The organism is Flavobacterium sp. 316 (genome assembly GCF_000967805.1).
GTDB classification, from domain to species: Bacteria; Bacteroidota; Bacteroidia; order Flavobacteriales; family Flavobacteriaceae; genus Flavobacterium; species Flavobacterium sediminilitoris.
Genome location: NZ_JYGZ01000006.1, coordinates 229,522 through 250,830, shown reverse-complemented (window position 1 = coordinate 250,830; position 21,309 = coordinate 229,522). Strand labels below are relative to the sequence as shown.

Here is a 21,309-nt window from a genome sequence, read left to right as displayed (position 1 = left end):
CTAATTAGTTATAAATTTAATAATAATTTTATGTCAGTAAATATTAAAGATTGGAACGTAGATGACGAAGGCTTTTGGAAGTCTACAGGGAAAAAGATAGCCGATAAAAATCTATGGACTTCTATTCCTGCATTATTACTTGCATTCTCTGTATGGATTATGTGGGGCGTACTTATTAAGTACATGAAAGAATTTGGTTTCAATTTCGGAATGACCGATGGACTTGTGGTAGGAACTGAAGCCTATGTAAACGCATTAAAAGAAGTAAATAATCTTTACTATACGTTACCAGCAATTGCAGGTTTAGCAGGAGCAACTTTGCGATTACCTAACTCTTTTTTGATTTCATTAGGTGGTGGTAGAAATGTAGTTTTTATAACAACCGCATTATTACTTATTCCAGCAGTAGGAACAGGAATAGCCTTGTCTGATGTAAATTCACCATATTTATTCTTTGCTATTATGGCCTTATTATCTGGACTTGGTGGTGGTAATTTCTCTTCTTCAATGAGTAATATCTCATTCTTTTTCCCTAAAAAAGCACAAGGATATGCATTAGGTATGAATGCAGGACTAGGTAACTTGGGAGTTGCAGTGATGCAAAAAACAATTCCGTTTATTGTAACATTCTCTTTATTTGGTGGAACAGCTGGTGCAATTGCAACAGCGAAAGGAGCTCCTTTTGAAGGGATGCAAAATGCAGCATGGATTTGGGTTCCGCTTATTATATTAGCTTCTTTAGCTGCATTTTTCGGAATGAATAATGTATCTACAGGAACTCCAAGTATGCCAAATACTGCAAAAGGAATTTCAAAAACATTATATATGATAATGTTAGGTTTAATAGCAGCTGGTATTGGTGCTTTTATGTTAGTTGGAATTCCTTGGGAATCATTTGGAATGAAAGATTCTGCAATGTGGATAGTACTTCCCATAGTAATTGTTCTTACTGTTTTATTAATGAAATATGGAACTCCTGCTGATATAAAAGAGAATCTTAATAAACAATTTTCAATATTGGGTGACAAACACAATTGGATAATGACAATTATTTATACCATGACTTTCGGTTCATTTATTGGGTTTTCAATGGTATTTCCAAAATTAGCGCAAGATATATTTGTGTATTCAAATCCAGTTGATCCAGAATGGGTAAACCCTAATGCTCCTAACATTATGCTTTGGGCATTCTTAGGACCACTCTTTGGCGCTTTAGTTAGACCAATTGGAGGAATTCTTTCTGATAAAGTGAATAGTGGAGCAAAAATTACAATGTGGAGTACTATTTTTCAAATTATAGCTGCATTAACAGTTGCTTATTATGTTGTACAAGCAAGAGGTTCTGAAACTCCAGAATCATATTGGTGGCCATTTTTCGGTGCATTTATGGTTTTATTCTTAACAACTGGTATTGGAAACGGATCTACTTTTAGAAGTATTCCTTATATTTTTAGTAAAGAAAAAGCAGGTCCTGTATTAGGCTGGACAGCCGCAATTGCTGCTTATGGAGCATTTATTATTCCTAATGTATTTGGACAACAAGTAACTGCTGGAACGCCTGAATATGCGTTATATGGTTTTGCAGTTTATTATTTAATTTGCTTAATTCTGAACTGGTGGTATTATCAAGGACCTAAAAGAGAAGTGGATAATCCATAAACAATTATAATTCTTTTCATAACAGAAGTGTTTGTGAAAGAATAAGTTATAAATTTTTATTATATTTAAATGATGGTAAAATTTGTCTTTTTTGAAGATAAATTTTATCTCACTAAAACAAATTATAGTATACAAATGAAGAACAAAACATTTAATACAAAAGCATTGCTCATAGCTACAGCTTTATCTGTTTTTATGATTTCTTTGGTGTTTTTCGGATCTAGAAATTTACAAAACTTCGATGCTGCATTAATTACCTATTTATTTGGGACACTATTTGCTTTTTTTGGTATTGTATATCGCTATTCTGTTTGGTTACAAAGACCACCAACATGGATATATTTTAAAAGAGGAATTAGTTACTTAGTAACAGGAAAAGTGTTTTCTCATCTTTGGTTTGTTTCTAAAGAATCGATTGAAAATATTGCTTTCCAAAAATTCATTTATCCTAGAGGAAAGTACCGTTGGATTGCCCATTTTATGATAGCTGTTGGTTGTACTTCTGCTTTTTTAATTACAATTCCTTTGACTTTTGGATGGATTCATTTTACGTTGGCTCCAGGAGGAATTGATATTTATGAAGCTCATTTTTTTGGGTTCCACATAATGTCATTTAAGTTGGGTTCAGTTATTGCGTTTTTAACATTCCATGCTTTAAATTGGTCTTCTTGGTTGGTAATTTTAGGTTCTCTTTATTATTTGAGAAGACGTCTTACAAACCCTGGTTTAATTGCAACACAAACTTTTGAAGGAGATTTACTTCCTTTAATTTTATTAATTGCAATCTCAGTAACAGGTTTGGGATTAACCTATTCATACCAATTTATGAAAGGTTTTGCCTTTGATTTTCTTGCAGTTACGCATGCGGTTACCGTAATTATGTTTCTTATTTGGATTCCGTTTGGAAAATTCTTTCATATTATTCAAAGACCAGCACAAATTGGTGCTCATATTTACAAGAAAGAAGGAATGAAGCAAGGAATGGCAATTTGTGAACATACTGGTAAAGAGTTTACAACAAATCTTCATGTTAATGACTTAAAAATTGTTACAAAAGAATTAGGTTTCAATTTCGATAGAGAAGATGGGAGTTCACATTTAGATTTAAGCCCAGAAGGAAAAAGATCGCGTTTAGCTCAAGCACATTTGAAAGCTAGACAAGAGGGTGGAAAATTATTTGGATAGTTTATAAGTAATCAGTGTTCAGTTTTTAATGTTCAGACACAGTTTGTGAATATAGTTTACAGTTGAGATTTAATCATAACACTAAAAAAACAAGAACAGAAAATATAAAGACATGGCAAAATTACCTGTTTCAGCAGAAAAAATTATAGAAGAATTTGGACCTCATTTAAATTATTCACCAAAAGATGGATATGAAGGAAGGGACGAACCAGATAAAGTGGTTGAAACGCATTGTTGCTTTTGTGGTATGCAATGCGGAATAAAATTATTAGTAAAAACCAATAAAGTAGTAGGTTTTGAACCATGGATGGAATTTCCTTTTAACGAAGGAAGACTGTGTCCAAAAGGTGTGCAACGTTACTTACAAAATAATCATCCAGACAGACTTTTAAGTCCTATAAAACGAGTAGAAGGTAAAGGTTTTGAACCAATTTCTTGGGATGAAGCTATGGATAAAACGGTTTCAGAAATTAAACGTATTCAAGAAAAATACGGAAATGATGCTTTTTCTATGTTATCTGGAGTTTCTTTAACTAATGAAAAAAGTTATTTGGTTGGTAAATTTGCTCGTATAGCACTTAAAACAAAAAATCTAGATTATAACGGTCGTTTGTGTATGGTAAGTGCTGGTGCTGGAAACAAAAAAGCTTTTGGTTTAGACCGAGCTTCTAATACGTATGCAGATTTAGAATATGCTGAAGTTATTATTGTTGCTGGTGCAAATATTAGTGAAACTTTCCCAACATTAACACATTGGATATGGAAAGCACGTGATAGAGGTGCAAAACTTATTGTTGTTGATCCTCGTGTTATTCCGTTAGCAAGAACTGCTGATGTGCATTTAAATGTAAAACCTGGAACAGATTCAGCTTTATATGGGGCAATGTTAAAATATTTGGTTGATAACGATATGTTAGACCATGATTTTATTGATAATTACACTTCAGGATTTGATATGACTATTGATGCTGTAAAAGATTACACATTAGAATGGGCAGAAGAAATTACAGGAATTAAAAAAGAAAAAATTAAAGAAGCTGCTGAACTTTGGGGTAAAGCCAAAACAAGTTTCTTATTACATGCAAGAGGAATTGAACATCATTCTAAAGGAGTTGATAATGTTTTAGGTTGTATCAATTTAGTATTAGCAACTGGTAGAATTGGAAGACCTTATTGTGGTTATGGAACCATTACTGGTCAAGGAAATGGTCAAGGTGGTAGAGAACACGGACACAAATGTGATCAATTACCTGGAAATAGAGATATTGAAAACCCAGAACACAGAAAATATATTTCTGAAGTTTGGGGTATAGATGAAAAAGATTTGCCTGGAAAAGGATTATCTGCTTATGAAATTATTGAAGCCATTCATAGAGGTGAAATAAAAGGTTTAATTTCTTTATGTTTTAACCCATTGGTTTCTTTACCAAATAGTAATTACGTTCGTGAAGCTTTAGAAAAATTAGAATATTATGTATGTATCGACTTTTTCTTAAACGAAACGGCTCGTCATGCTGACATTGTTTTAGCAGGTTCATTACAGGAAGAAGAAGAAGGAACAACAACTTCTGCCGAAGGTAGAGTAATTAGAATTCGTCAAGCAGTAACTCCACCAGGAGATGCAAGAACAGATACTTCTATTTTATTAGAATTAGCAGAAAGATTAGGTGTAAAAGATAAGTTTACTTATAATGATAATGAAGCTATTTTTAATGAATTAAGAGTTGCTTCTAAAGGAGGTACTGCCGATTATAACGGAATTACGTATAAAAGAATTGAAGATAATATGGGAATGTTTTGGCCATGTCCTACGGAAGATCATCCAGGAACTCCAAGACTTTGGGAAGATAAAAAGTTTAAAACACCAGATGGTAAAGCACACTTTAACCCAGCTCCTTATAAATTACCAGGTGAAGTTACAGATGAAAATTATCCAGTAACATTAACAACTGGTCGTGTAGTTTCACAATATTTAAGTGGAACACAGACACGTAGAATTGGAAAATTAGTGGATCAATATCCAGAACCATTATTAGAAATTCATCCAGAATTGGCTGCAAAATATGGTATTCAACAAAATGAATTAATTAAAGTAAGTACTCGAAGAGGTGAAGCTATATTTCCTGCAAATATTGTAGAAACTATTCGTAAAGACACGGTATTTATTCCTTACCATTGGTCTGGATTAAAATCGGCTAATTTATTAACACCTGGAACTTTGGATCCTATTTCAAAAATTCCAGAATTTAAAGTCTCTGCTTGTAAACTAGAACCTTTAAGACAACAAGCAAGACCATCAAGTGAAACGAAAGCATACGCTAGTATTTAATCTATAAAAAATTAAAATATGAATTATACCAATTTTAATAAAAATGAAGAATTTTTTGTAGATATGCAACGTTGCATTGGTTGTAAAGCTTGTGAAATGGCTTGTGCGGAATGTGAAACAAATGGACAAGATTCTATGATTCATGTCAATTATGTGGAACGTTCTGAAACGATTCAAACAACAGTGCAAGTTTGTATGCATTGCGATGATCCTGTTTGTGCAAGTGTTTGTCCTGCGGATGCTATTTCTAAAGATGAATTCGGAATTGTACATACTGCAAATACAGAAAGATGTATTGGTTGTTCCAACTGTGTAATTGCTTGTCCGTTTGGAGTACCAAAAAAAGTAGAAGAATATGACTTAATGATGAAGTGTACTATGTGTTACGATAGAACGAGTGTTGGTAAAAAACCAATGTGTGCTACCGTTTGTCCAAGTGGTGCTTTATTTTATGGTACAAGAGAAGAAATTCAAGAAATGCGTCCAAACAGTTCTCCAGTAAACACTTTTGTTTTTGGAAAAGAAGTTGTCAATACAAAAGTAAATATCATGATGCCGAAAGGTAGTAATGAATTAATAATATATTAAACTTAAGTTATGCCTGATAAAAATAATCATGAAAATTGGAAAAAAGATTTTCCTATTCATAAACAAGATGCAACACAAGTTAGCCGTCGTGATTTTGCTAAATTTTTAACATTAGTATCTGGTGGTTTAATGGTTGGAAGTGGTTTAGTAGCTGCAAAAGCCTATTTAGACCCTAAAGAAAAAGTAGCAGGGGAACATTATGTATGTGAAAAAGAGGAAATACCTGTTGGAGGAACTAGAGGTTTTGTTATTGAAGGAAGCACAGTTCCCTATATTCTTATTCATTTAGAAAATGGCGAATTTAGAGCGTACGAACAAAAATGTACACATTTATCTTGTTCTGTGTTTTATGAACCTGGTTCTGGAAAAATTGAATGTCCTTGTCATAAAGGTTATTTTGATGCTATGACAGGAGAAGTTCTACAAGGTCCGCCGCCAAGAGCTTTACCAAGATTAGAAGTATTTTTTAAAGAAACGGGTGTTTTTGTAAAATCATTCCAAGAAGCGATAAGCTAATTTAAAAAGTAAAACTATGAGTAATTTCAGAACAAGTCAGAACAAAGCGAATCCAAATAAGTTGAATACCATATTATCAACATTAATATTTATATTAATACTGAATGTTACTTTGCAAATTTGGCTGCTTTATACAGCGTTAAACAATGCTTTAGATGATAATAGGGAAATATTAATACCTGCCTTTATAGCATCACTAGTGTTGTTTTTAATAGGGTTTAGTTGGTTGTATTATTTACCAAAAGGAAATAGAAGTGCATAAAAAAATACCGAAACATTGTTTTCGGTATTTTTTTATCTAATTATAATTTTTGAATTTTGAATAGAAGCTGAATCTTTCTTTTTTAAGTTGACTGATCTAGGCAAAGGAGAAAGTGTTTCGCTTCCGTTACTAAAATTTTGGACATAGAAATTACCTGTATATCCTTTGTTATTAAGATAATTTTGCATTTCAATTAAATCAGCATTGGTACAAAGTTCAGAATGGTAAGTTGTTCGTATTTCGTATGGAATTTTAGAAGCTTTTAAGAGTTCAAATGACGCTTCAAATTCGGCAAACAAGTTGGATTTTGTAATTGTTTTGAATTTATTGGGTAAGGCTTTATAATCTAAGGCTACATAATCTATTACATTAGCGTCTAATAGTTTCTTTAAAACCTTTGGACTACTTCCATTTGTGTCTATTTTGACAAGAAAACCCATTTTTTTAACTAGTTCAATATGTTCTAGTATATTTTTATGAATAAGACATTCTCCACCACTAAAAACAACAGCATTTAGCAATCCGATTCTTGTTTTTAAAAATGAAATTACTTCGGTAAAAGAAATAGTTCCTTTACCTAAAACTATTTCAGGATTGTAACAATACAAACATCTCATATTACAGCCTGCATACCACAATATACAAGCTGATTTATGTGGATAGTCTAAAAGAGTAAAAGGTGTTATATTTGAAATGGATTTTGCTAACACGCATTTTCTTTAAAATGAACACGTTGTTTGTGCTCGCCTTTTTTTCCAATATTGAAACTCTCTACAGGTCTGTGATATCCCATTACTCTAGTATAAACCAAGCATTTTGTTCTTAAATGTTGATTTTGTTCTAGTACTTCGTTAGTTTTTGTGTTCATAAGTTGTGTTATTAAGGTTCTCAATTAAAATTTCATCGCATTTCGGACAATATTCGTGTTCGCCATTTAAATAACCATGAGTTGGACAAACACTAAATACGGGTGTGACTGTTATATAAGGTAATTTGAAGTTTGTTATTACTGTTTTTACAAAGTTTTTACAAGCTTCTGAAGAGCTTATTCGTTCATTCATGTATAAATGCAGTACGGTTCCTCCAGTGTATTTACATTGCAATTCATCTTGCATTAGTAAAGCTTCAAATGGGTCTTGAGTAAAATCGACAGGTATTTGTGAACTATTCGTATAATAAATATTGTCTTCCATTCCTGCTTGTAAAATTTCAGGAAAACGTTTTTTATCTTCTTTTGCAAATCGATAGGTAGTTCCTTCGGCAGGTGTTGCTTCCAAATTATACAAATTACCTGTTTCTTTTTGGTATTCTTTCATTCTGTTTCGGATATAATCTAAAACGTCTAAACAAAAATCATTGCCATAACCAGAAGTTAAATCGTACATACCATCGGTAAAATTTAAAACCATTTCGTTCATTCCATTTACGCCAATTGTAGAAAAATGGTTTCTAAAGTGGGGTAAATAACGTTTGGTATAAGGAAACAAACCTCTTTCGTACATATCTTGAATAAAGACACGTTTTTTCTCTAAAGTAGATTTAGCAATTTCTAATAATTTATCTAATTGTTGATATAAGCCTTCTTTATTGTTTTTGTACAGATAACCGAGTCTAGCCATATTAATAGTAACTACACCAATACTTCCTGTCATTTCGGCACTTCCAAAAAGACCGTTTCCACGTTTTAATAATTCACGTAAATCGAGTTGCAAACGACAGCACATACTTCGCACAGCATTTGGTTTATAAGCACTTTCGTTTTCAATCTTTTCTCCATTTTCATTTAAAATGTATTGACTTCCTATGAAGTTTTGAAAATAAGATGAACCAATTTTAGCAGTATTCTCGAAAAGGATTTCAGTGTTCTCTCCATCCCAATCAAAATCTTCTGTGATATTTACTGTTGGAATAGGAAAAGTAAACGGTTGCCCATTTGCATCGCCTTCGGTCATAACCGTATAATAAGCTTTATTGATGAGGTTCATTTCTTTTTGAAAATGTTCGTAACGCATTTCTTCTAAGTTAGAGATACCTCTTTCTTTTGCCTTTTCTAATAAAACTTGTTTGTTAATTCCTCTAAATAGATGAATGTCATTTTTAGTTGGAACTTGTTCTTTCAAGTCAGACGGAACTACCCAATCTAAGGTAATATTCGTAAAAGGAGATTGTCCCCAACGAGCTGGAACATTTAAATTATAAACGAAACTTCTAACTGCTTTTAAAACTTCATCAAAAGATAAATTATCTTTGAAAACATAAGGAGCCAAATAGGTGTCAAATGAGCTGAAAGCTTGTGCGCCTGCCCATTCACTTTGTAATATTCCTAAGAAGTTAGCCATTTGTCCGAGTGCTTCTCTAAAATGAGAAGGAGGCTTGCTTTCTACACGACCTCTAACGCCATTAAAACCTTCATTTAATAGCACTCTCAAACTCCAACCTGCACAATAACCAGTTAGACAATCTAAATCATGAATGTGAATATCTCCATTTCTATGTGCGTAGCCTTCTTCTTTAGTATAAACTTTGTCTAACCAATAATTAGCTATTATTTTACCCGCAGTATTGTTTACCAATCCTGCATTTGAATAGGAAGTATTTGCATTTGCATTTATGCGCCAATCAGTTTGAAAAATGTATTCTTCAATAGTTTGTGTACTATCTACATAAGTAGTGTCATCGTTTAAACCATCTATATGTTCTCTTTGTAGTTTTCGAGTATGACGAAATAACATAAAAGAACGCATTACATCAAAATATCCTTTTTCAAACAGCGTTTTTTCAATGCAATCTTGAATATCTTCAACCGCCCAAACTTCTTTTTGTTCAATTTGGTTTATTACTGTTTTATAAATACTTTCATCATACGGAACAGTTACACTATTAAAGCTCTTCTCGATTGCATCTTTTATTTTATAACTTTCATAAAGTTTATAATCGCCGTTTCTTTTAATAACATATATTTCCATTTATATATTTCTTTAGATTTTTTGTTGTTCTATTTTATGAAGCGAAAAGTTTTTTTTCCATTTCAATTGCTTTAATAAATAGAATGTTATTTTCTAAATGAATATGTTTGTGTAAATCTTGTTCGAATTCTTGTAACATTAAAAACGTAACTTTATAGGTATTACAAGCATCTGTTGGAGGTGTATAATTATTAGTCAATTCAGAAATTCTAACAAAGCGATCACCTTCATTTTCATGTTCATCTTTCATCATAGCGATTGGGTTTTCTACTTTTCCAAAATGAGGAGGTTCTAAACTAAAATTACCACGAATTGCATTCGACATTTTCTCGATGAATGGAAACAAAATTAATTCTTCTTTTTTCATGTGTTGTGCCAATTCACCTGCGCTACTTTTGAATAATTCATTGATCAACAATAATTCTGGATGTGCGCTTCCATGAACCTTACATAGTTTATCTAAATAAGCTAATAGAGTAGGTGTTTTTTCTTCAATATAACGGTGGTGATTTTTTTTAATATAATCAATTAGGAAATCGATTGGCCAAGATTGAAAGTCTGTGTGATTACTATTTTTGGATTTTACTATTTTGTCAATTTCTTTTTGAATTAGTTCAGCATCCAATCCTTTTTTACTACAAGCTTCTTCAATAGTTCTATTGCCTTTACAGCAAAAATCAATGCCATATTTAGAAAATACAGAAGCTGTTCTAAAATCGTTTGCAACATATTCTCCGATGGTTTGTTTTTCTAATATATTCATAATTTCTATGTTTTATTCGTTTTTGTAACTTGATTTTTAAATTATAATCTGTAACAATATTACAATCAAAAGCATATTAGTTTTTATGATTGAAGTCATAACCAGAACTAAATATTCACTTTTATTTTGCAGAAGAAAAATGATGTATTAAAAAAGACAAATAAATGGAAGAAAAAATAATTTCTACTTTAGAAAAAGGACATCCAGTTAGTATTTATTTTCAAGAGAATGATTTAATAAATGATTTAATAAATGAACTAGTAGAATCAGATCCTGAAGATGATTTTCAAAAGTTCTTTAATGTTTTTAATCAATTAGAAACAATTGAAAAACGTTTTGTTCGAAAAGAGAATCAACTATTTCCTTTTTTAGAAAAATACAATTGGAATGGTCCATCTAAAGGAATGTGGTCTTTTCATGATACTTTAAGAGAGCAATTTCGATTATTAAGAGGTTATGTAGTAACAAAAAACTTTGAAAAATTAAAAATAAATTTAGAATATCTTTTAAATGGTATTTATCGATTAATGGAAATAGAAGAAACAATGTTATTTCCAATGGCGTTAAACCTTTTAAAAGAAGAAGATTGGATTACAATGCGAAAAGGAGAAGAAGAGATTGGTTGGATGCTAAAAGAAACTCCTCCAAATTATCCAGAAAATCAATACATACATCCTTCAGAAGATTTAACGGAACGGAATTTGGATTTTACTTCGAAAGAGGCTTCTCATTTTGATGAAGGATACATGACAGTGGAGCAAGTTAATTTGCTTTTTAGAACCATGCCTTTAGATATTACTTATGTAGATGAGAATGATAAGGTAATTTTTTATAATCGTGGAGAAGAAAGAGTTTTTCCAAGAAGTGCTGGAATTATTGGTAGAGAAGTAAAATTTTGTCATCCACCAAAAAGTGTAGATACCGTTTTAAAAATTTTAGAAGAATTTAAAAAAGGAAATAAAAATGAAGCTTCGTTTTGGATAAATTATAAGGAACGATTGATTTACATACGCTATTTTGCGGTTAGAGATAACGATAAAAAATACAGAGGTGTAATTGAAATGTCGCAAGATATTACCGATATTAAAAAAATAGAAGGGGAACAACGATTATTAGATTGGCATTAAATTTTTAATACAAGAAGAAAATGAATACGGATATATTAAAAGAAAAGATTCTTCAATTAAAAAAGGAGAAAAACGCGGTAATTTTAGCGCATTATTACCAGGAAGAGGCCATACAAGAAATTGCTGATTATGTAGGTGATAGTTTAGGTTTATCTCAAGAAGCAGTAAATGTTGATGCTGACATTATTTTGTTTGCAGGAGTTCATTTTATGGCTGAGACAGCTAAAATTTTGAATCCGAATAAAAAAGTTATTCTACCTGATTTAAAAGCAGGTTGCTCGTTAGCCGATTCTTGTCCGCCTGATTTATTCAAGACATTTAAAGAAGAACATCCTAATCATATTGTAATAACCTATGTGAATTGTTCGGCTGAGATTAAAGCACTGTCAGATATTGTTTGTACGTCTTCCAATGCGTTAAAAATTGTGAATTCAGTTCCTAAAGAAACACTAATAATATTTGCACCCGATAAAAACTTAGGCAAGTACATTATGGAACAAACAGGAAGAGAAATGGTGTTGTGGGATGGTTCTTGTATTGTGCACGAAGCTTTTTCAATAGAAAAGCTGTTAGATTTATGCAAACTACATCCAGATGCTGAAATTATAGCACATCCAGAATCGGAAACACATATTTTAAGAACTGCAAAATACATTGGTTCAACCGCTGGAATGATAAATTATGTAAAAGAATCTTCTTCAAATAAGTTTATTGTTGCCACCGAAGCTGGAATTCTATACAAAATGCAACAGCAAGTACCGCATAAAATACTTATTCCTGCTCCTTCACACGAAGATAATACTTGTGCTTGCAGTGAATGCGCTTTTATGAAAATGAACACCTTACAAAAGGTCTATGATTGTTTATTGAATGAATCTCCTGAAATTAAAGTACCATTAGAAATTCAAGAAAAAGCACTATTACCAATTAATCGAATGCTCGAATTATCGTAAATATGAGAAAAACCAATTATTTAGTTCTAGGTTCTGGCGTTGCTGGATTAACTTTTGCAATTAAAATTGCAGAACATTTTCCAAATAAGAAGGTTACAATAGTTACGAAAGCCAACGAAGAAGAATCGAATACAAAATATGCACAAGGTGGCATTGCAGTTGTTATGAATCAAATTGAAGATAATTTTCAAAAACATATTGAAGATACTTTAATTTGTGGAGATGGTTTATGTAATGAAGAAGTTGTAAAAATTGTAGTAACTGAAGGTCCAAAACGTGTGCAAGAATTAATAGATTGGGGAACGCAATTTGATAGAAACAGAGAAGGGTCTTTTGATTTGGGTAGGGAAGGCGGACATACAAGCAATCGTGTAATGCATCATAAAGACCAAACGGGTTATGAAATTGAACGTGCTATTTTAGCAAAAGCGCATCTTCAAAAAAATATAGAAATATTTGATTATCATTTTGGTACAGATTTAATTATTAAAGACAATATTTGTTTTGGGGCAAGGGTTTTAGATGAAAAAACAAATGAGTTACTCTCTTTTCAAGCTGATTTTACTTTATTAGCAACAGGAGGAATTGGTCAGGTTTACGGACATACAACTAATCCAGTAATTGCTACAGGAGATGGAATTGCAATGGCAAAAAGAGCAAATGCTTCAATAAAAGATATGGAATTTATTCAATTTCATCCAACAGCTTTATTCAATAACGATTTAAGTTCTACTTTTTTAATTTCGGAGGCAGTTAGAGGTTTTGGAGCTTATTTGCGTAATAAAGACGGACATCGATTTATGTTAGATTATGATAAACGTGGTGAATTAGCATCACGTGATATTGTATCGCAATGTATTGAGCAAGAATTAAAAAAATCGAGTAATGAATGTGTGTATTTAGATTGTACCCATTTAGATATAATAGAGTTTAAAAAGCATTTTCCAATGATTTATGATCGTTGTAAATCTATTGGAATTGTTATTGAAAACGATTGGATTCCGGTTATTCCTGCGCAACATTATGTTTGTGGTGGAGTAGTAGTAGACACAAATGGTAAAACTTCTGTTGAAAATTTATTTGCTTGTGGTGAATGTTCACAAACAGGCTTACATGGTGCTAATAGATTAGCATCTAATTCATTACTAGAAGCAATAGTGTACTCGGATAGAATTTTTAATTATTTAAAAGAAAACACCATTACAAATTCAATTTCAATTGAAGTTTATTCAATAGAGAAAGATCAAAATAAACAATATTTTAATAAAAATTGGATTGTTTCAACGAGAAAAGAATTGCAAATTATGATGCAAAAAAATGTGGGTATTGTTAGAAATAACCTTGATTTAGAAATAACTAAAAACCAGTTGAATTTATGGAAAAATACAATTGATAGTTTAAAATTAAATCATAAAGTTACTAAGGAAATATACGAATTAGAAAACATGATAGATGTTTCCCTTTTAGTAGTTTCTCATTCTTTAAAGCGAACAGAAAACAAAGGTGGATTTATAAAAAATTAATCTACCGCTTTTTGCATCATCATTTGCGAAATATTCATAGCACGATTTTTAATTTCATCTGCTTTTTCTCCTTTAAAAAGTATATCAACCGTAGCATTAAATAATTTATTCCAATGATTGAAATGATCTTCACTTAATTTGCTTTTTTGATTTAATTCCTTGTGTTTTATCATTGGATTTCCTTCAAAATTTCCTGTACTAAATAATATGTTTTCCCAAAAATCATACATTTTAGGTAGGTGCAAATTCCAATTTACTTTAGCTACATCAGTAAACAAATAACCAATAACGTCATCAGCAATTACAGTATCGTAAAAAGTATTTACCAAGAGAATTATGTCGTTTCTGTTTTGAATATCATTTTTCATATATAGATAATATTTAAATTTTGGAAATATGTATCACCATGAAAATCTTTATTAGTGTTCGTGTTATAGAATCATGGCGATTTCATAATGAAATATTATAAATCTTTATTTTTAAATTTCCAAAGGGATATAAAGTAAGGAATTATAGCCCACATGCAAAGTAACAAAAAGGATAGAAATAATCCGAGTGAAGTACCAAAGAAATCTTTAAAAATTGCTCCAGTATAACCCATCATTGCAGACACGTCTAATTGTAATAATATTTGAATGCGTGCCAAATCTATTGGACTAAATGCAGTAATACCAACCATAGCATTTTCAATTGGATACTCTGAAAATTGAAATAATAAGAATAAAACTATTCCATCAAAAAGCAAGGCAAAATAAAGCCAAGTCATAATGGAGATACCAATTCCTTTTGCCTTATCACGCGTTATAATAGAACTTAAAAAAGCTAACGCTACAAAGACAATTGATATTAAACTTCCTACTAAAACCATCATTAAACCTATAGCAGTTGGTGCAAATATTAGTAACGGAATTCCTGCTCCTACAAAAAAAGAAATAACCATAGATGAGGAAAGTCCAATAAATAAACTCATCCAAATTTTTACTCTTTTTATGGGTTGACTCAGTAAAAGTTCAATAAATTCTGAACTATTATATAAATAAATGGTTGCAAATAGTATAGAAACTAAAGGAATTGTAAATAATATTACATTTAAAATAGTTAAAATTCCTTTGGACGAGTTATCTTCTAAACTAAAGGATCCCCAAGATAGTATGGCTAAAATTAAAGTGTATGCCAATACAATTTTGTTTTTTAGAATATCAGAAAGTATGATTTTTATAATTCTGTTCATTTTTTATTTTGCTTTAAAATTTGTGCAATGGCTTTAGAGATTTTAGTTTCATTAGTCTCTTCTAAAAGTGAAGCAATTTTTTTATGGAAATATACTTCTCCATCTTGCATAAATATTATTTCGGTAATTAAATCGTCTAATTCGCTTAATAAGTGTGAAGTAATTACTATTAATTTTCCTTTTTCCTTTTCCTTAATTATTTTCTCTTTTAAAATTTCTGAAGCTAAAGGATCTAAACCCGCTGTTGGTTCGTCTAAAATAAGTACATCTGGATTAAACAAGAAAGCTAAAGTAGCACTCACTTTTTGAGTAGTTCCACCAGAAAGCGTTCGCATTTGTTTGTCGAACATTTTTTCCAGTTCAAATGCCTGAATTAATTCTTCATCTAAAATTGCATTTGAGTTTCTAATGGTTTTAATCATTTCAATGATTTGACCTATTGTCATCGTATCTGGATAACGTCCTATTTGTGGCATATATCCTATTTTATCTCGATATTGAAATTCTTTTTTTATGGATTTTTCGTTAAACTCAATTGCTCCATTATCTGGTAAAACCATACCAAGAATAGACTTTATTAAAGTTGTTTTTCCACATCCATTTGGTCCTATAAGTGCAATACATTCCCCTTGTTTAAAAGAAATGTTAATGTTTTTTAATACTTCTAGTTTACCAAATTTCTTGTTTATATTTTTTATTTCTATCATTATTCCAGTTTCGAGTTAAAGGTTTTAAGTTACAGGTTTTTGATTGAACTTATTGACTTTCAATCCATAATGCGTTGTGGGTTTCGTGTTGTTGAAAGTAAGATTACGATAAATCTCTTAAAATTTTAACCCCATGAATTAGCAACTTTTCAACCTGGAATCATTTTCATCAGAGGCTTATTATCAATAAAATTATCAGGAGTTATACTTGGTAAAATTTTTTCTGATTTGTCTAAAAGAGTAATCATAAAACTTCGATACAACAACATGGTTGAAGGAGTATTTTCGGAGAGAACTGCAAATAAACTTAACGGATGATAAGGTACATCTCCAATTCCGTTTTTATCTAAATCATAGCCTTCGTATTTGTCCCAATAATTTTCATTAAAAGAATTGAGAACAAGACTACCATTAGTACCCATATCAAAAGTGTTTCCTACAAAATTATTTCTGGTAATTTCATTATCACCACAACTTGCTTGAACTTTCATTGCCCAACCGTTTTCTTGAAATAAGTTCTTTTCAAATTTAATTCGGTTAGAACCTTCCATGTGTACAGCAACTGTATTTTTAGTAAATTTATTTCCTAAAATATAGCTATCATTTATTTCTTTTAATAACAAAGCATAAGCGGATTGACCCCAATTTTGATCGAATAAATTGTTCATCATTTTAACTTCTTTGCTATACATTACTGCAACTCCTGCACCGTTATTTCTAAATGTGTTGGTTATATAGGAATCGTTATGCGAAAACATAAAATGCAAACCATAACGAATATTATTCTGGCTGATATTTCTCCAAATAACGGAATCAAATACAAATTCAAAATAAATACCATCTCTATGACCTTGAATATTGTTTGCAATTATTTGAATGTCATTGCTTTTCCAACAGTGAATTCCGTTTCCTAATTTTTGCTCTTCTTTACCGTAAGCTCTAATTTTATTATTTTTTATAAGACAATTTGTTCCGTTTTGAATGTATATCCCAAAAAAATTATCATCTAAAATATTATTTTCAATAGTTATAAAATTACTACTATATACTTTTACAGCCGCAGGATCTTCCATTGAAGCATAAGACGACCTGATGAATTTTAAACCTTTTATAATTATGCTATCTGTTTTAATAGAAAGTATTTCATGTTTTTTTTCACCATCTAGTACTGGATAATCTTTACCTAGAAGTATAATTTTTTTATCAATTATTATATTTCCTTCTCTATAAGTTCCTTTATGTACTAGAATAGTATCGCCAGCTTTTGCTAAAGCTATTGCTTTTTTAATACTTTTTATCTCTTTTTTTGGTCCGACTTCAATAATTTGAGAATGTACTGAAATTGATAAAAAGAGTATAAGAAGTAAGTGTATTTTATTTTTCATTGAAAAATATTTTACGGATTTAGAACATCATTCCAAGTTATAGATTTTGAATCTAGTTTATTCATATAATCGGTTGCTATTTTTTCTGAAGCAAAAGCAGCTGTGTTTCCTCTCATTGGGCTTGAAATTTGTGTACCATTAATGTAATAGGCTGTTTCTGCTGGAATTAATGTGTTTTCTGTAGCATAATCATGTACGTAAAATTTTTCTGCATCAACAGTATTTTCATGTACATAATTAGACAAACAAGCAACATCATCAAATTTATAGACTCTACCTTTTTTAGTTATAATTTCAGCACCAAATCGACCATCTGAGATACTCATTTTACAAAAACTACATTGGTCTACATTTAATTTAATTGATTCTGGTTCAGTGCTTCCACAAGAAGACATAAATCCCATACTTAGTAGTACTAGAGCAATTTTATTTTTTTTAAACCTTTTCAATAAGTTAAACTCTTTCACTAAAATAATGCCTAATAATAATCCAACTGTTATTAACATCCATCCTCCAATATCTGGAATAGAGTAGGCTCCAAAATTCAATAATTGTTTGTATCCAATAAGTGGTGGTTGATAAGCCATTCCTGGAACTATAATTGCTGCACTAGGATCTAAATTGTGTCCATATTCATAATTCCATCTATAGAAATCGACTCCTGCTAAAATTCCGAAAAGAATAAATGTAACAAATAATAGTAAGACACCTTTTCTCTTTGCCACAAATACCATTAGTAAAGACATAAAGCTAAAAAATAGCATGATATATGGAAGTATCTTAAACTCAATAAAGTCTTCTGTGTGCAATGTTTTCATCCCTATATAATGGTTTAATCCATTTATAATTTCAACATCACCTCCAATTTTGTCTGCATGTAATTTTAAAATTAGGCCTTCAGGATATTGTGGAGCTTCTAATTCTATTTGCCACATTGGAAAAGAAAGAGAGAAAATGAATAATCCGCTTATTAGTACAAGGATTATTCTTGAGAAGACTGTTATTTTAGAGGTATTCATAATTACTATATTTAAAAAGGGAACAATGAACACACTGTTCCCTTTATTTTTAAATTTATTTTATTTAGTTGCTGGAAAGTTTGTACCAACACTATAAGTAATTGGAGTTGTACTTCCTTTAGGAGAAACTCTAACATAACCTTGCATTTCTTGGTGTAGCGCACTACAAAAATCGGTACAATAGAATGGTACTGTTCCAACTTGTTCTGGAATCCATTTTAAAGTGCTTGTTTCACCTGGCATGATTAACAATTCAGCTGTTTTAGCTCCTTTTATAGAGAATCCATGAGGTACATCCCAATCTTGTTCTAAATTAGTAACATGAAAATAGACTTCATCACCAACTTTTATGCCTTCAATATTATCTGGAGCAAAATGAGATCGTGTGCTTGTCATGTAAACATGAACCGTATTACCATCACGAACTACTTTTGATTCCTTTTCACCTTTTGTAGCATAGGGATGGTTGTTTTCTTCTATTTTATAGAATTTGTATTGTCCATTATTACGAATTAAATCTGCGGGTGCTGCTTGTGCATAATGAGGTTCTCCAATGGTTGGAAAATCTAATATTAGCTGCATTTTATCTCCAGTAATATCATATAACTGTGCAGATTGTGTTAATTCTGGTCCAGTAGGTAAATATCTGTCTTTCGTAATTTTATTATAAGCTACCATATATTTACCAAAAGGTTTTTTACTATCACCACCTGGAATCATTAAGTGACCAACAGAGTAATAAGTAGGTACTCTATCTAATACTTTTAGTGTTGCAATATCCCATTTCACAATTTCAGAGGAAACAAACATTGTCGAATAGGCACTTCCTTTTCCATCAAATTCTGTATGTAAAGGACCTAAACCTGGTTTTTGAACTTCACCATGAAGTACCGCATCATATTTAAGAACAGGAATACCATTATAGTCTCCTTCATATGTTTTTTTGTCAATAGCAGCTAACATTTTTGTATAACTAAATACAGGTATTAAAGCCGCTAGTTTTCCAGAACCTACAATGTATTCTCCAGAAGGATCAACATCACAACCATGAGGCGATTTTGGGCAAGGAATCATGTAACAAATGTCTTTTAATGCCATTGCATCCAACACTAATACATCTTCTTTAATTTCAGAAATTGCTGTATGCGTTTTTTCATCCCAATAATTATGAGCATATCTTGCTTTTTCTCTTTTCCCTTTTCCTGCTTTGATATATTCTTCTGCTTTCTTCCAGTTTACTGCCATGATAAAATCTTTATCCTTTTGCGAAGCATTAACTTCTAAAAGCGTGTTAGCTTGTTCTGAATTATAACAAGAAAAGAAGAACCAACCATGTGATTTACCTTTACCAGCATGACTTAAATCAAAATTTACAGCAGGTAAACGTAATTGAAACGCGATATCCATTTCACCTGCAGCACCTACTTTTACAAAACTGATATGTGCTTTGTAATTCTCTTTATAAGTGTTAATAGGCACATTTCCATCTTCATAATCTCCTGGTACTCCAAAACGTGTTCCAGCAACCACATACTCCGTATTTTCTGTAATGAAAGGAGAGGAGTGATTCCCTGCACTATTAGGTAACTCAATAATTTCAGCTGTTTTAAAACGTTTTAAATCTATACGGGCAATACGTGGGGTATTGTTTCCGTTAATGAATACCCAACGACCGTCTACTTCACCATTGGTTTGAGACATTTCTGGATGATGGGCATCATCCCAAGGAATAAAACCATGTGAAGTGTTTAACATTGGTTTTGTTTCTTCACTAAATCCCCAACCACTTTCTGGATCAACAGAAAATACAGGTATTACTTTTAACATTCTACCACTTGGCAATCCATAAACACTCATTTGTCCACTAAAACCACCCGAAACAAAGTTGTAAAACTCGTCATATTTACCAGGGGCAACATAGGCTTTTTGAGCAGCATCACCACTTACAGCATCGTTTGTGTTTTTTGGTTTACAAGAACCAAAGAAAGAAGCAATAAGAACAGCAATAAAACTTGTTTTTAAAAATCTATTTTTCATATTAAAATTAGTTTTAATTTACGCCATCATTTTTACGCATATACTCAAGAATCTGTCTTGCTTCGTCATCGTTTATGGATTGATTAGGCATACGTACTAAACACAATTCTAATTGCGCTTGTAGTTCTGGATCTTTATCAATCATTGGATCCGGATTAGTAATGAAGTTTAATATCCATTCTGGTGTTCTACGTTCTGTTACACCTTTCCATCCTGGTCCTACTAAACGTTCGTCTGTCATTTTATGACATGAAGTACATTTAACTCCTGCAACATTTTCACCCGCTGCAGCTAGTTCCTTATCTAAGGAAGCACCTAAATCTACATTTTCATATTTTCCTTCCCCTCTTTTAGGATCATAAGAAGATGCATCTGTTGTTTGTTCCGTTGTTTGTTCTGTTGTTGAAGAAGGCATGAAATCTTCACCCTCTTCTTTTTTACTTTTTCCACATGAAATTGTCAAAGCAAAAACCGCTAATAATAAAGTTAGTTTAGTCATAAATTCATTTTTTAATTTATACTACAAATTTCAGGATGATTTACTTTTATATTTATGATTGTAATCATATTGAAATTCATTTTTCGCTATTAGTTTTGTGGAATTAAATTTTATAAGTTGAAAAAAATCGCATACATATTAATGGTTATAATATTGTTTAAACCTGGTTTTCCAATTTTAGATTATATTATTAATTATGATTTTATAGCAACTGAATTATGTGAAAATACGAGTAGGCCAGAATTAGGATGTAATGGTAAATGTCACCTTAAAAGTGAATTGGCTAATGAAGCTAAAAAAGATACGACTGATTCCAATAAAAAAAAGTATACAACCTTATCATTAGAAATATTGTTTTTTCAAAATAGCATTCAAAATGGTTTGAGAACTATAAAACAGCTTAATAAAAAGGTATTAAATCAATATAATTGCATATACTTTCGAATAAATATTACTTCAATATTTCATCCTCCAATTTTAGTATAGACTATAAAAAACAACATTGATATTTTTATCAATCTATTGGTTATTTTATAACTGATACTAACTTCTTATGTCTA

At 31.1% G+C, this 21,309-nt stretch carries 21 protein-coding genes; 10 read left to right on the top strand and 11 right to left on the bottom strand.

Annotated features, from left to right (window positions below):
• The first annotated feature begins 30 nt into the window (after window positions 1-30).
• The 6 genes from SY27_RS14580 to SY27_RS18575 all read left to right on the top strand — a co-directional run bounded on the left by SY27_RS14580 (window position 31) and on the right by SY27_RS18575 (window position 6,539).
• On the top strand, window positions 31-1,659 hold the full coding sequence (locus tag SY27_RS14580; protein WP_045971614.1) for an MFS transporter: 1,629 nt from the start codon (window positions 31-33) through the stop codon (window positions 1,657-1,659).
• Window positions 1,660-1,794: 135 nt separating this feature from the next.
• Window positions 1,795-2,844 (top strand): hypothetical protein, encoded by a 1,050-nt coding sequence (locus tag SY27_RS14575; protein WP_045971856.1) that lies wholly within the window; start codon window positions 1,795-1,797, stop codon window positions 2,842-2,844.
• A 112-nt stretch (window positions 2,845-2,956) separates the two neighbouring features.
• Entirely contained in the window at window positions 2,957-5,173 is a 2,217-nt protein-coding gene (locus tag SY27_RS14570) for a molybdopterin oxidoreductase family protein (protein WP_045971612.1), read from the top strand.
• 18 nt (window positions 5,174-5,191) lie between these two features.
• A complete protein-coding gene (locus tag SY27_RS14565) occupies window positions 5,192-5,761 on the top strand; it encodes a 4Fe-4S dicluster domain-containing protein (protein ID WP_045971610.1) in 570 nt (189 codons plus the stop codon).
• Between the two features lie 9 nt (window positions 5,762-5,770).
• Window positions 5,771-6,277, top strand: coding sequence for a Rieske (2Fe-2S) protein (locus SY27_RS14560; RefSeq protein ID WP_045971608.1), 507 nt, complete (start codon window positions 5,771-5,773; stop codon window positions 6,275-6,277).
• 16 nt (window positions 6,278-6,293) lie between these two features.
• Complete coding sequence (locus SY27_RS18575) at window positions 6,294-6,539, top strand: DUF6755 family protein (protein ID WP_082084370.1); 246 nt, start codon at window positions 6,294-6,296, stop codon at window positions 6,537-6,539.
• 32 nt (window positions 6,540-6,571) lie between these two features.
• Here the strand turns inward: SY27_RS18575 and SY27_RS14555 are convergent, their stop codons facing one another.
• The 4 genes from SY27_RS14555 to ric are packed head-to-tail and all read right to left on the bottom strand — an operon-like array spanning window position 6,572 to window position 10,268.
• The gene (locus tag SY27_RS14555; protein ID WP_045971606.1) at window positions 6,572-7,249 is read right to left on the bottom strand and encodes an anaerobic ribonucleoside-triphosphate reductase activating protein; all 678 of its coding nucleotides are present in this window, start codon (window positions 7,247-7,249) and stop codon (window positions 6,572-6,574) included.
• Entirely contained in the window at window positions 7,243-7,407 is a 165-nt protein-coding gene (gene nrdD / locus SY27_RS19215) for an anaerobic ribonucleoside-triphosphate reductase (protein ID WP_152640771.1), read from the bottom strand. Before nrdD ends, SY27_RS14555 begins: the two co-directional genes overlap by 7 nt.
• Window positions 7,391-9,505, bottom strand: a complete 2,115-nt coding sequence (locus SY27_RS14550; protein WP_045971603.1) for a ribonucleoside triphosphate reductase — start codon at window positions 9,503-9,505, stop codon at window positions 7,391-7,393. Before SY27_RS14550 ends, nrdD begins: the two co-directional genes overlap by 17 nt.
• A 34-nt stretch (window positions 9,506-9,539) precedes the next feature.
• On the bottom strand, window positions 9,540-10,268 hold the full coding sequence (ric, locus tag SY27_RS14545; protein WP_045971601.1) for an iron-sulfur cluster repair di-iron protein: 729 nt from the start codon (window positions 10,266-10,268) through the stop codon (window positions 9,540-9,542).
• 176 nt (window positions 10,269-10,444) lie between these two features.
• On the opposite strand from ric, the gene SY27_RS14540 reads away from it, so the two are divergent.
• The 3 genes from SY27_RS14540 to nadB are packed head-to-tail and all read left to right on the top strand — an operon-like array spanning window position 10,445 to window position 13,871.
• Window positions 10,445-11,395: a DUF438 domain-containing protein gene (locus SY27_RS14540; RefSeq protein WP_045971854.1), complete on the top strand. Its 951-nt coding sequence runs from the start codon at window positions 10,445-10,447 to the stop codon at window positions 11,393-11,395.
• A gap of 20 nt (window positions 11,396-11,415) precedes the next feature.
• On the top strand, window positions 11,416-12,348 hold the full coding sequence (gene nadA, locus SY27_RS14535; RefSeq protein WP_045971599.1) for a quinolinate synthase NadA: 933 nt from the start codon (window positions 11,416-11,418) through the stop codon (window positions 12,346-12,348).
• A gap of 2 nt (window positions 12,349-12,350) precedes the next feature.
• The gene (gene nadB, locus SY27_RS14530) at window positions 12,351-13,871 is read left to right on the top strand and encodes an L-aspartate oxidase (protein WP_045971597.1); all 1,521 of its coding nucleotides are present in this window, start codon (window positions 12,351-12,353) and stop codon (window positions 13,869-13,871) included.
• On the opposite strand, the gene SY27_RS14525 is transcribed toward nadB, so the two are convergent.
• From SY27_RS14525 to SY27_RS14495, 7 genes are all read right to left on the bottom strand, one after another.
• Window positions 13,868-14,239 carry a group III truncated hemoglobin gene (locus tag SY27_RS14525; RefSeq protein WP_045971595.1) on the bottom strand — a complete coding sequence of 124 codons (372 nt, stop codon included), beginning with the start codon at window positions 14,237-14,239 and terminating at the stop codon, window positions 13,868-13,870. The genes nadB and SY27_RS14525 overlap by 4 nt on opposite strands.
• 95 nt (window positions 14,240-14,334) lie before the next feature.
• Complete coding sequence (locus SY27_RS14520) at window positions 14,335-15,102, bottom strand: ABC transporter permease (protein WP_045971593.1); 768 nt, start codon at window positions 15,100-15,102, stop codon at window positions 14,335-14,337.
• Window positions 15,099-15,809 carry an ABC transporter ATP-binding protein gene (locus SY27_RS14515; protein ID WP_045971591.1) on the bottom strand — a complete coding sequence of 237 codons (711 nt, stop codon included), beginning with the start codon at window positions 15,807-15,809 and terminating at the stop codon, window positions 15,099-15,101. Before SY27_RS14515 ends, SY27_RS14520 begins: the two co-directional genes overlap by 4 nt.
• A gap of 149 nt (window positions 15,810-15,958) precedes the next feature.
• Window positions 15,959-17,194, bottom strand: a complete 1,236-nt coding sequence (gene nosD, locus SY27_RS14510) for a nitrous oxide reductase family maturation protein NosD (RefSeq protein ID WP_045971589.1) — start codon at window positions 17,192-17,194, stop codon at window positions 15,959-15,961.
• 11 nt (window positions 17,195-17,205) lie between these two features.
• Complete coding sequence (locus SY27_RS18570) at window positions 17,206-18,213, bottom strand: nitrous oxide reductase accessory protein NosL (protein WP_045971587.1); 1,008 nt, start codon at window positions 18,211-18,213, stop codon at window positions 17,206-17,208.
• 60 nt (window positions 18,214-18,273) lie between these two features.
• Entirely contained in the window at window positions 18,274-20,250 is a 1,977-nt protein-coding gene (gene nosZ / locus SY27_RS14500; protein ID WP_045971585.1) for a Sec-dependent nitrous-oxide reductase, read from the bottom strand.
• A gap of 13 nt (window positions 20,251-20,263) precedes the next feature.
• Complete coding sequence (locus SY27_RS14495) at window positions 20,264-20,749, bottom strand: cytochrome c family protein (protein ID WP_045971583.1); 486 nt, start codon at window positions 20,747-20,749, stop codon at window positions 20,264-20,266.
• Between the two features lie 117 nt (window positions 20,750-20,866).
• On the opposite strand from SY27_RS14495, the gene SY27_RS14490 reads away from it, so the two are divergent.
• Complete coding sequence (locus SY27_RS14490) at window positions 20,867-21,235, top strand: hypothetical protein (protein WP_152640770.1); 369 nt, start codon at window positions 20,867-20,869, stop codon at window positions 21,233-21,235.
• Window positions 21,236-21,309: the final 74 nt, after the last annotated feature.

What these genes read in the sequence shown, in the direction of transcription:
- nosD (WP_045971589.1), bottom strand. Translation starts at nt 17,194, where the DNA reads ATGAAAAATAAAATACACTTACTTCTTATACTCTTTTTATCAATTTCA.
- SY27_RS14520 (WP_045971593.1), bottom strand. Translation starts at nt 15,102, where the DNA reads ATGAACAGAATTATAAAAATCATACTTTCTGATATTCTAAAAAACAAA.
- nadA (WP_045971599.1), top strand. Translation starts at nt 11,416, where the DNA reads ATGAATACGGATATATTAAAAGAAAAGATTCTTCAATTAAAAAAGGAG.
- SY27_RS14575 (WP_045971856.1), top strand. Translation starts at nt 1,795, where the DNA reads ATGAAGAACAAAACATTTAATACAAAAGCATTGCTCATAGCTACAGCT.
- nrdD (WP_152640771.1), bottom strand. Translation starts at nt 7,407, where the DNA reads ATGAACACAAAAACTAACGAAGTACTAGAACAAAATCAACATTTAAGA.
- SY27_RS14550 (WP_045971603.1), bottom strand. Translation starts at nt 9,505, where the DNA reads ATGGAAATATATGTTATTAAAAGAAACGGCGATTATAAACTTTATGAA.
- SY27_RS14580 (WP_045971614.1), top strand. Translation starts at nt 31, where the DNA reads ATGTCAGTAAATATTAAAGATTGGAACGTAGATGACGAAGGCTTTTGG.
- SY27_RS18570 (WP_045971587.1), bottom strand. Translation starts at nt 18,213, where the DNA reads ATGAATACCTCTAAAATAACAGTCTTCTCAAGAATAATCCTTGTACTA.
- nadB (WP_045971597.1), top strand. Translation starts at nt 12,351, where the DNA reads ATGAGAAAAACCAATTATTTAGTTCTAGGTTCTGGCGTTGCTGGATTA.
- SY27_RS14515 (WP_045971591.1), bottom strand. Translation starts at nt 15,809, where the DNA reads ATGATAGAAATAAAAAATATAAACAAGAAATTTGGTAAACTAGAAGTA.
- SY27_RS14560 (WP_045971608.1), top strand. Translation starts at nt 5,771, where the DNA reads ATGCCTGATAAAAATAATCATGAAAATTGGAAAAAAGATTTTCCTATT.
- SY27_RS14495 (WP_045971583.1), bottom strand. Translation starts at nt 20,749, where the DNA reads ATGACTAAACTAACTTTATTATTAGCGGTTTTTGCTTTGACAATTTCA.
- ric (WP_045971601.1), bottom strand. Translation starts at nt 10,268, where the DNA reads ATGAATATATTAGAAAAACAAACCATCGGAGAATATGTTGCAAACGAT.
- SY27_RS14570 (WP_045971612.1), top strand. Translation starts at nt 2,957, where the DNA reads ATGGCAAAATTACCTGTTTCAGCAGAAAAAATTATAGAAGAATTTGGA.
- SY27_RS18575 (WP_082084370.1), top strand. Translation starts at nt 6,294, where the DNA reads ATGAGTAATTTCAGAACAAGTCAGAACAAAGCGAATCCAAATAAGTTG.
- SY27_RS14525 (WP_045971595.1), bottom strand. Translation starts at nt 14,239, where the DNA reads ATGAAAAATGATATTCAAAACAGAAACGACATAATTCTCTTGGTAAAT.
- SY27_RS14565 (WP_045971610.1), top strand. Translation starts at nt 5,192, where the DNA reads ATGAATTATACCAATTTTAATAAAAATGAAGAATTTTTTGTAGATATG.
- nosZ (WP_045971585.1), bottom strand. Translation starts at nt 20,250, where the DNA reads ATGAAAAATAGATTTTTAAAAACAAGTTTTATTGCTGTTCTTATTGCT.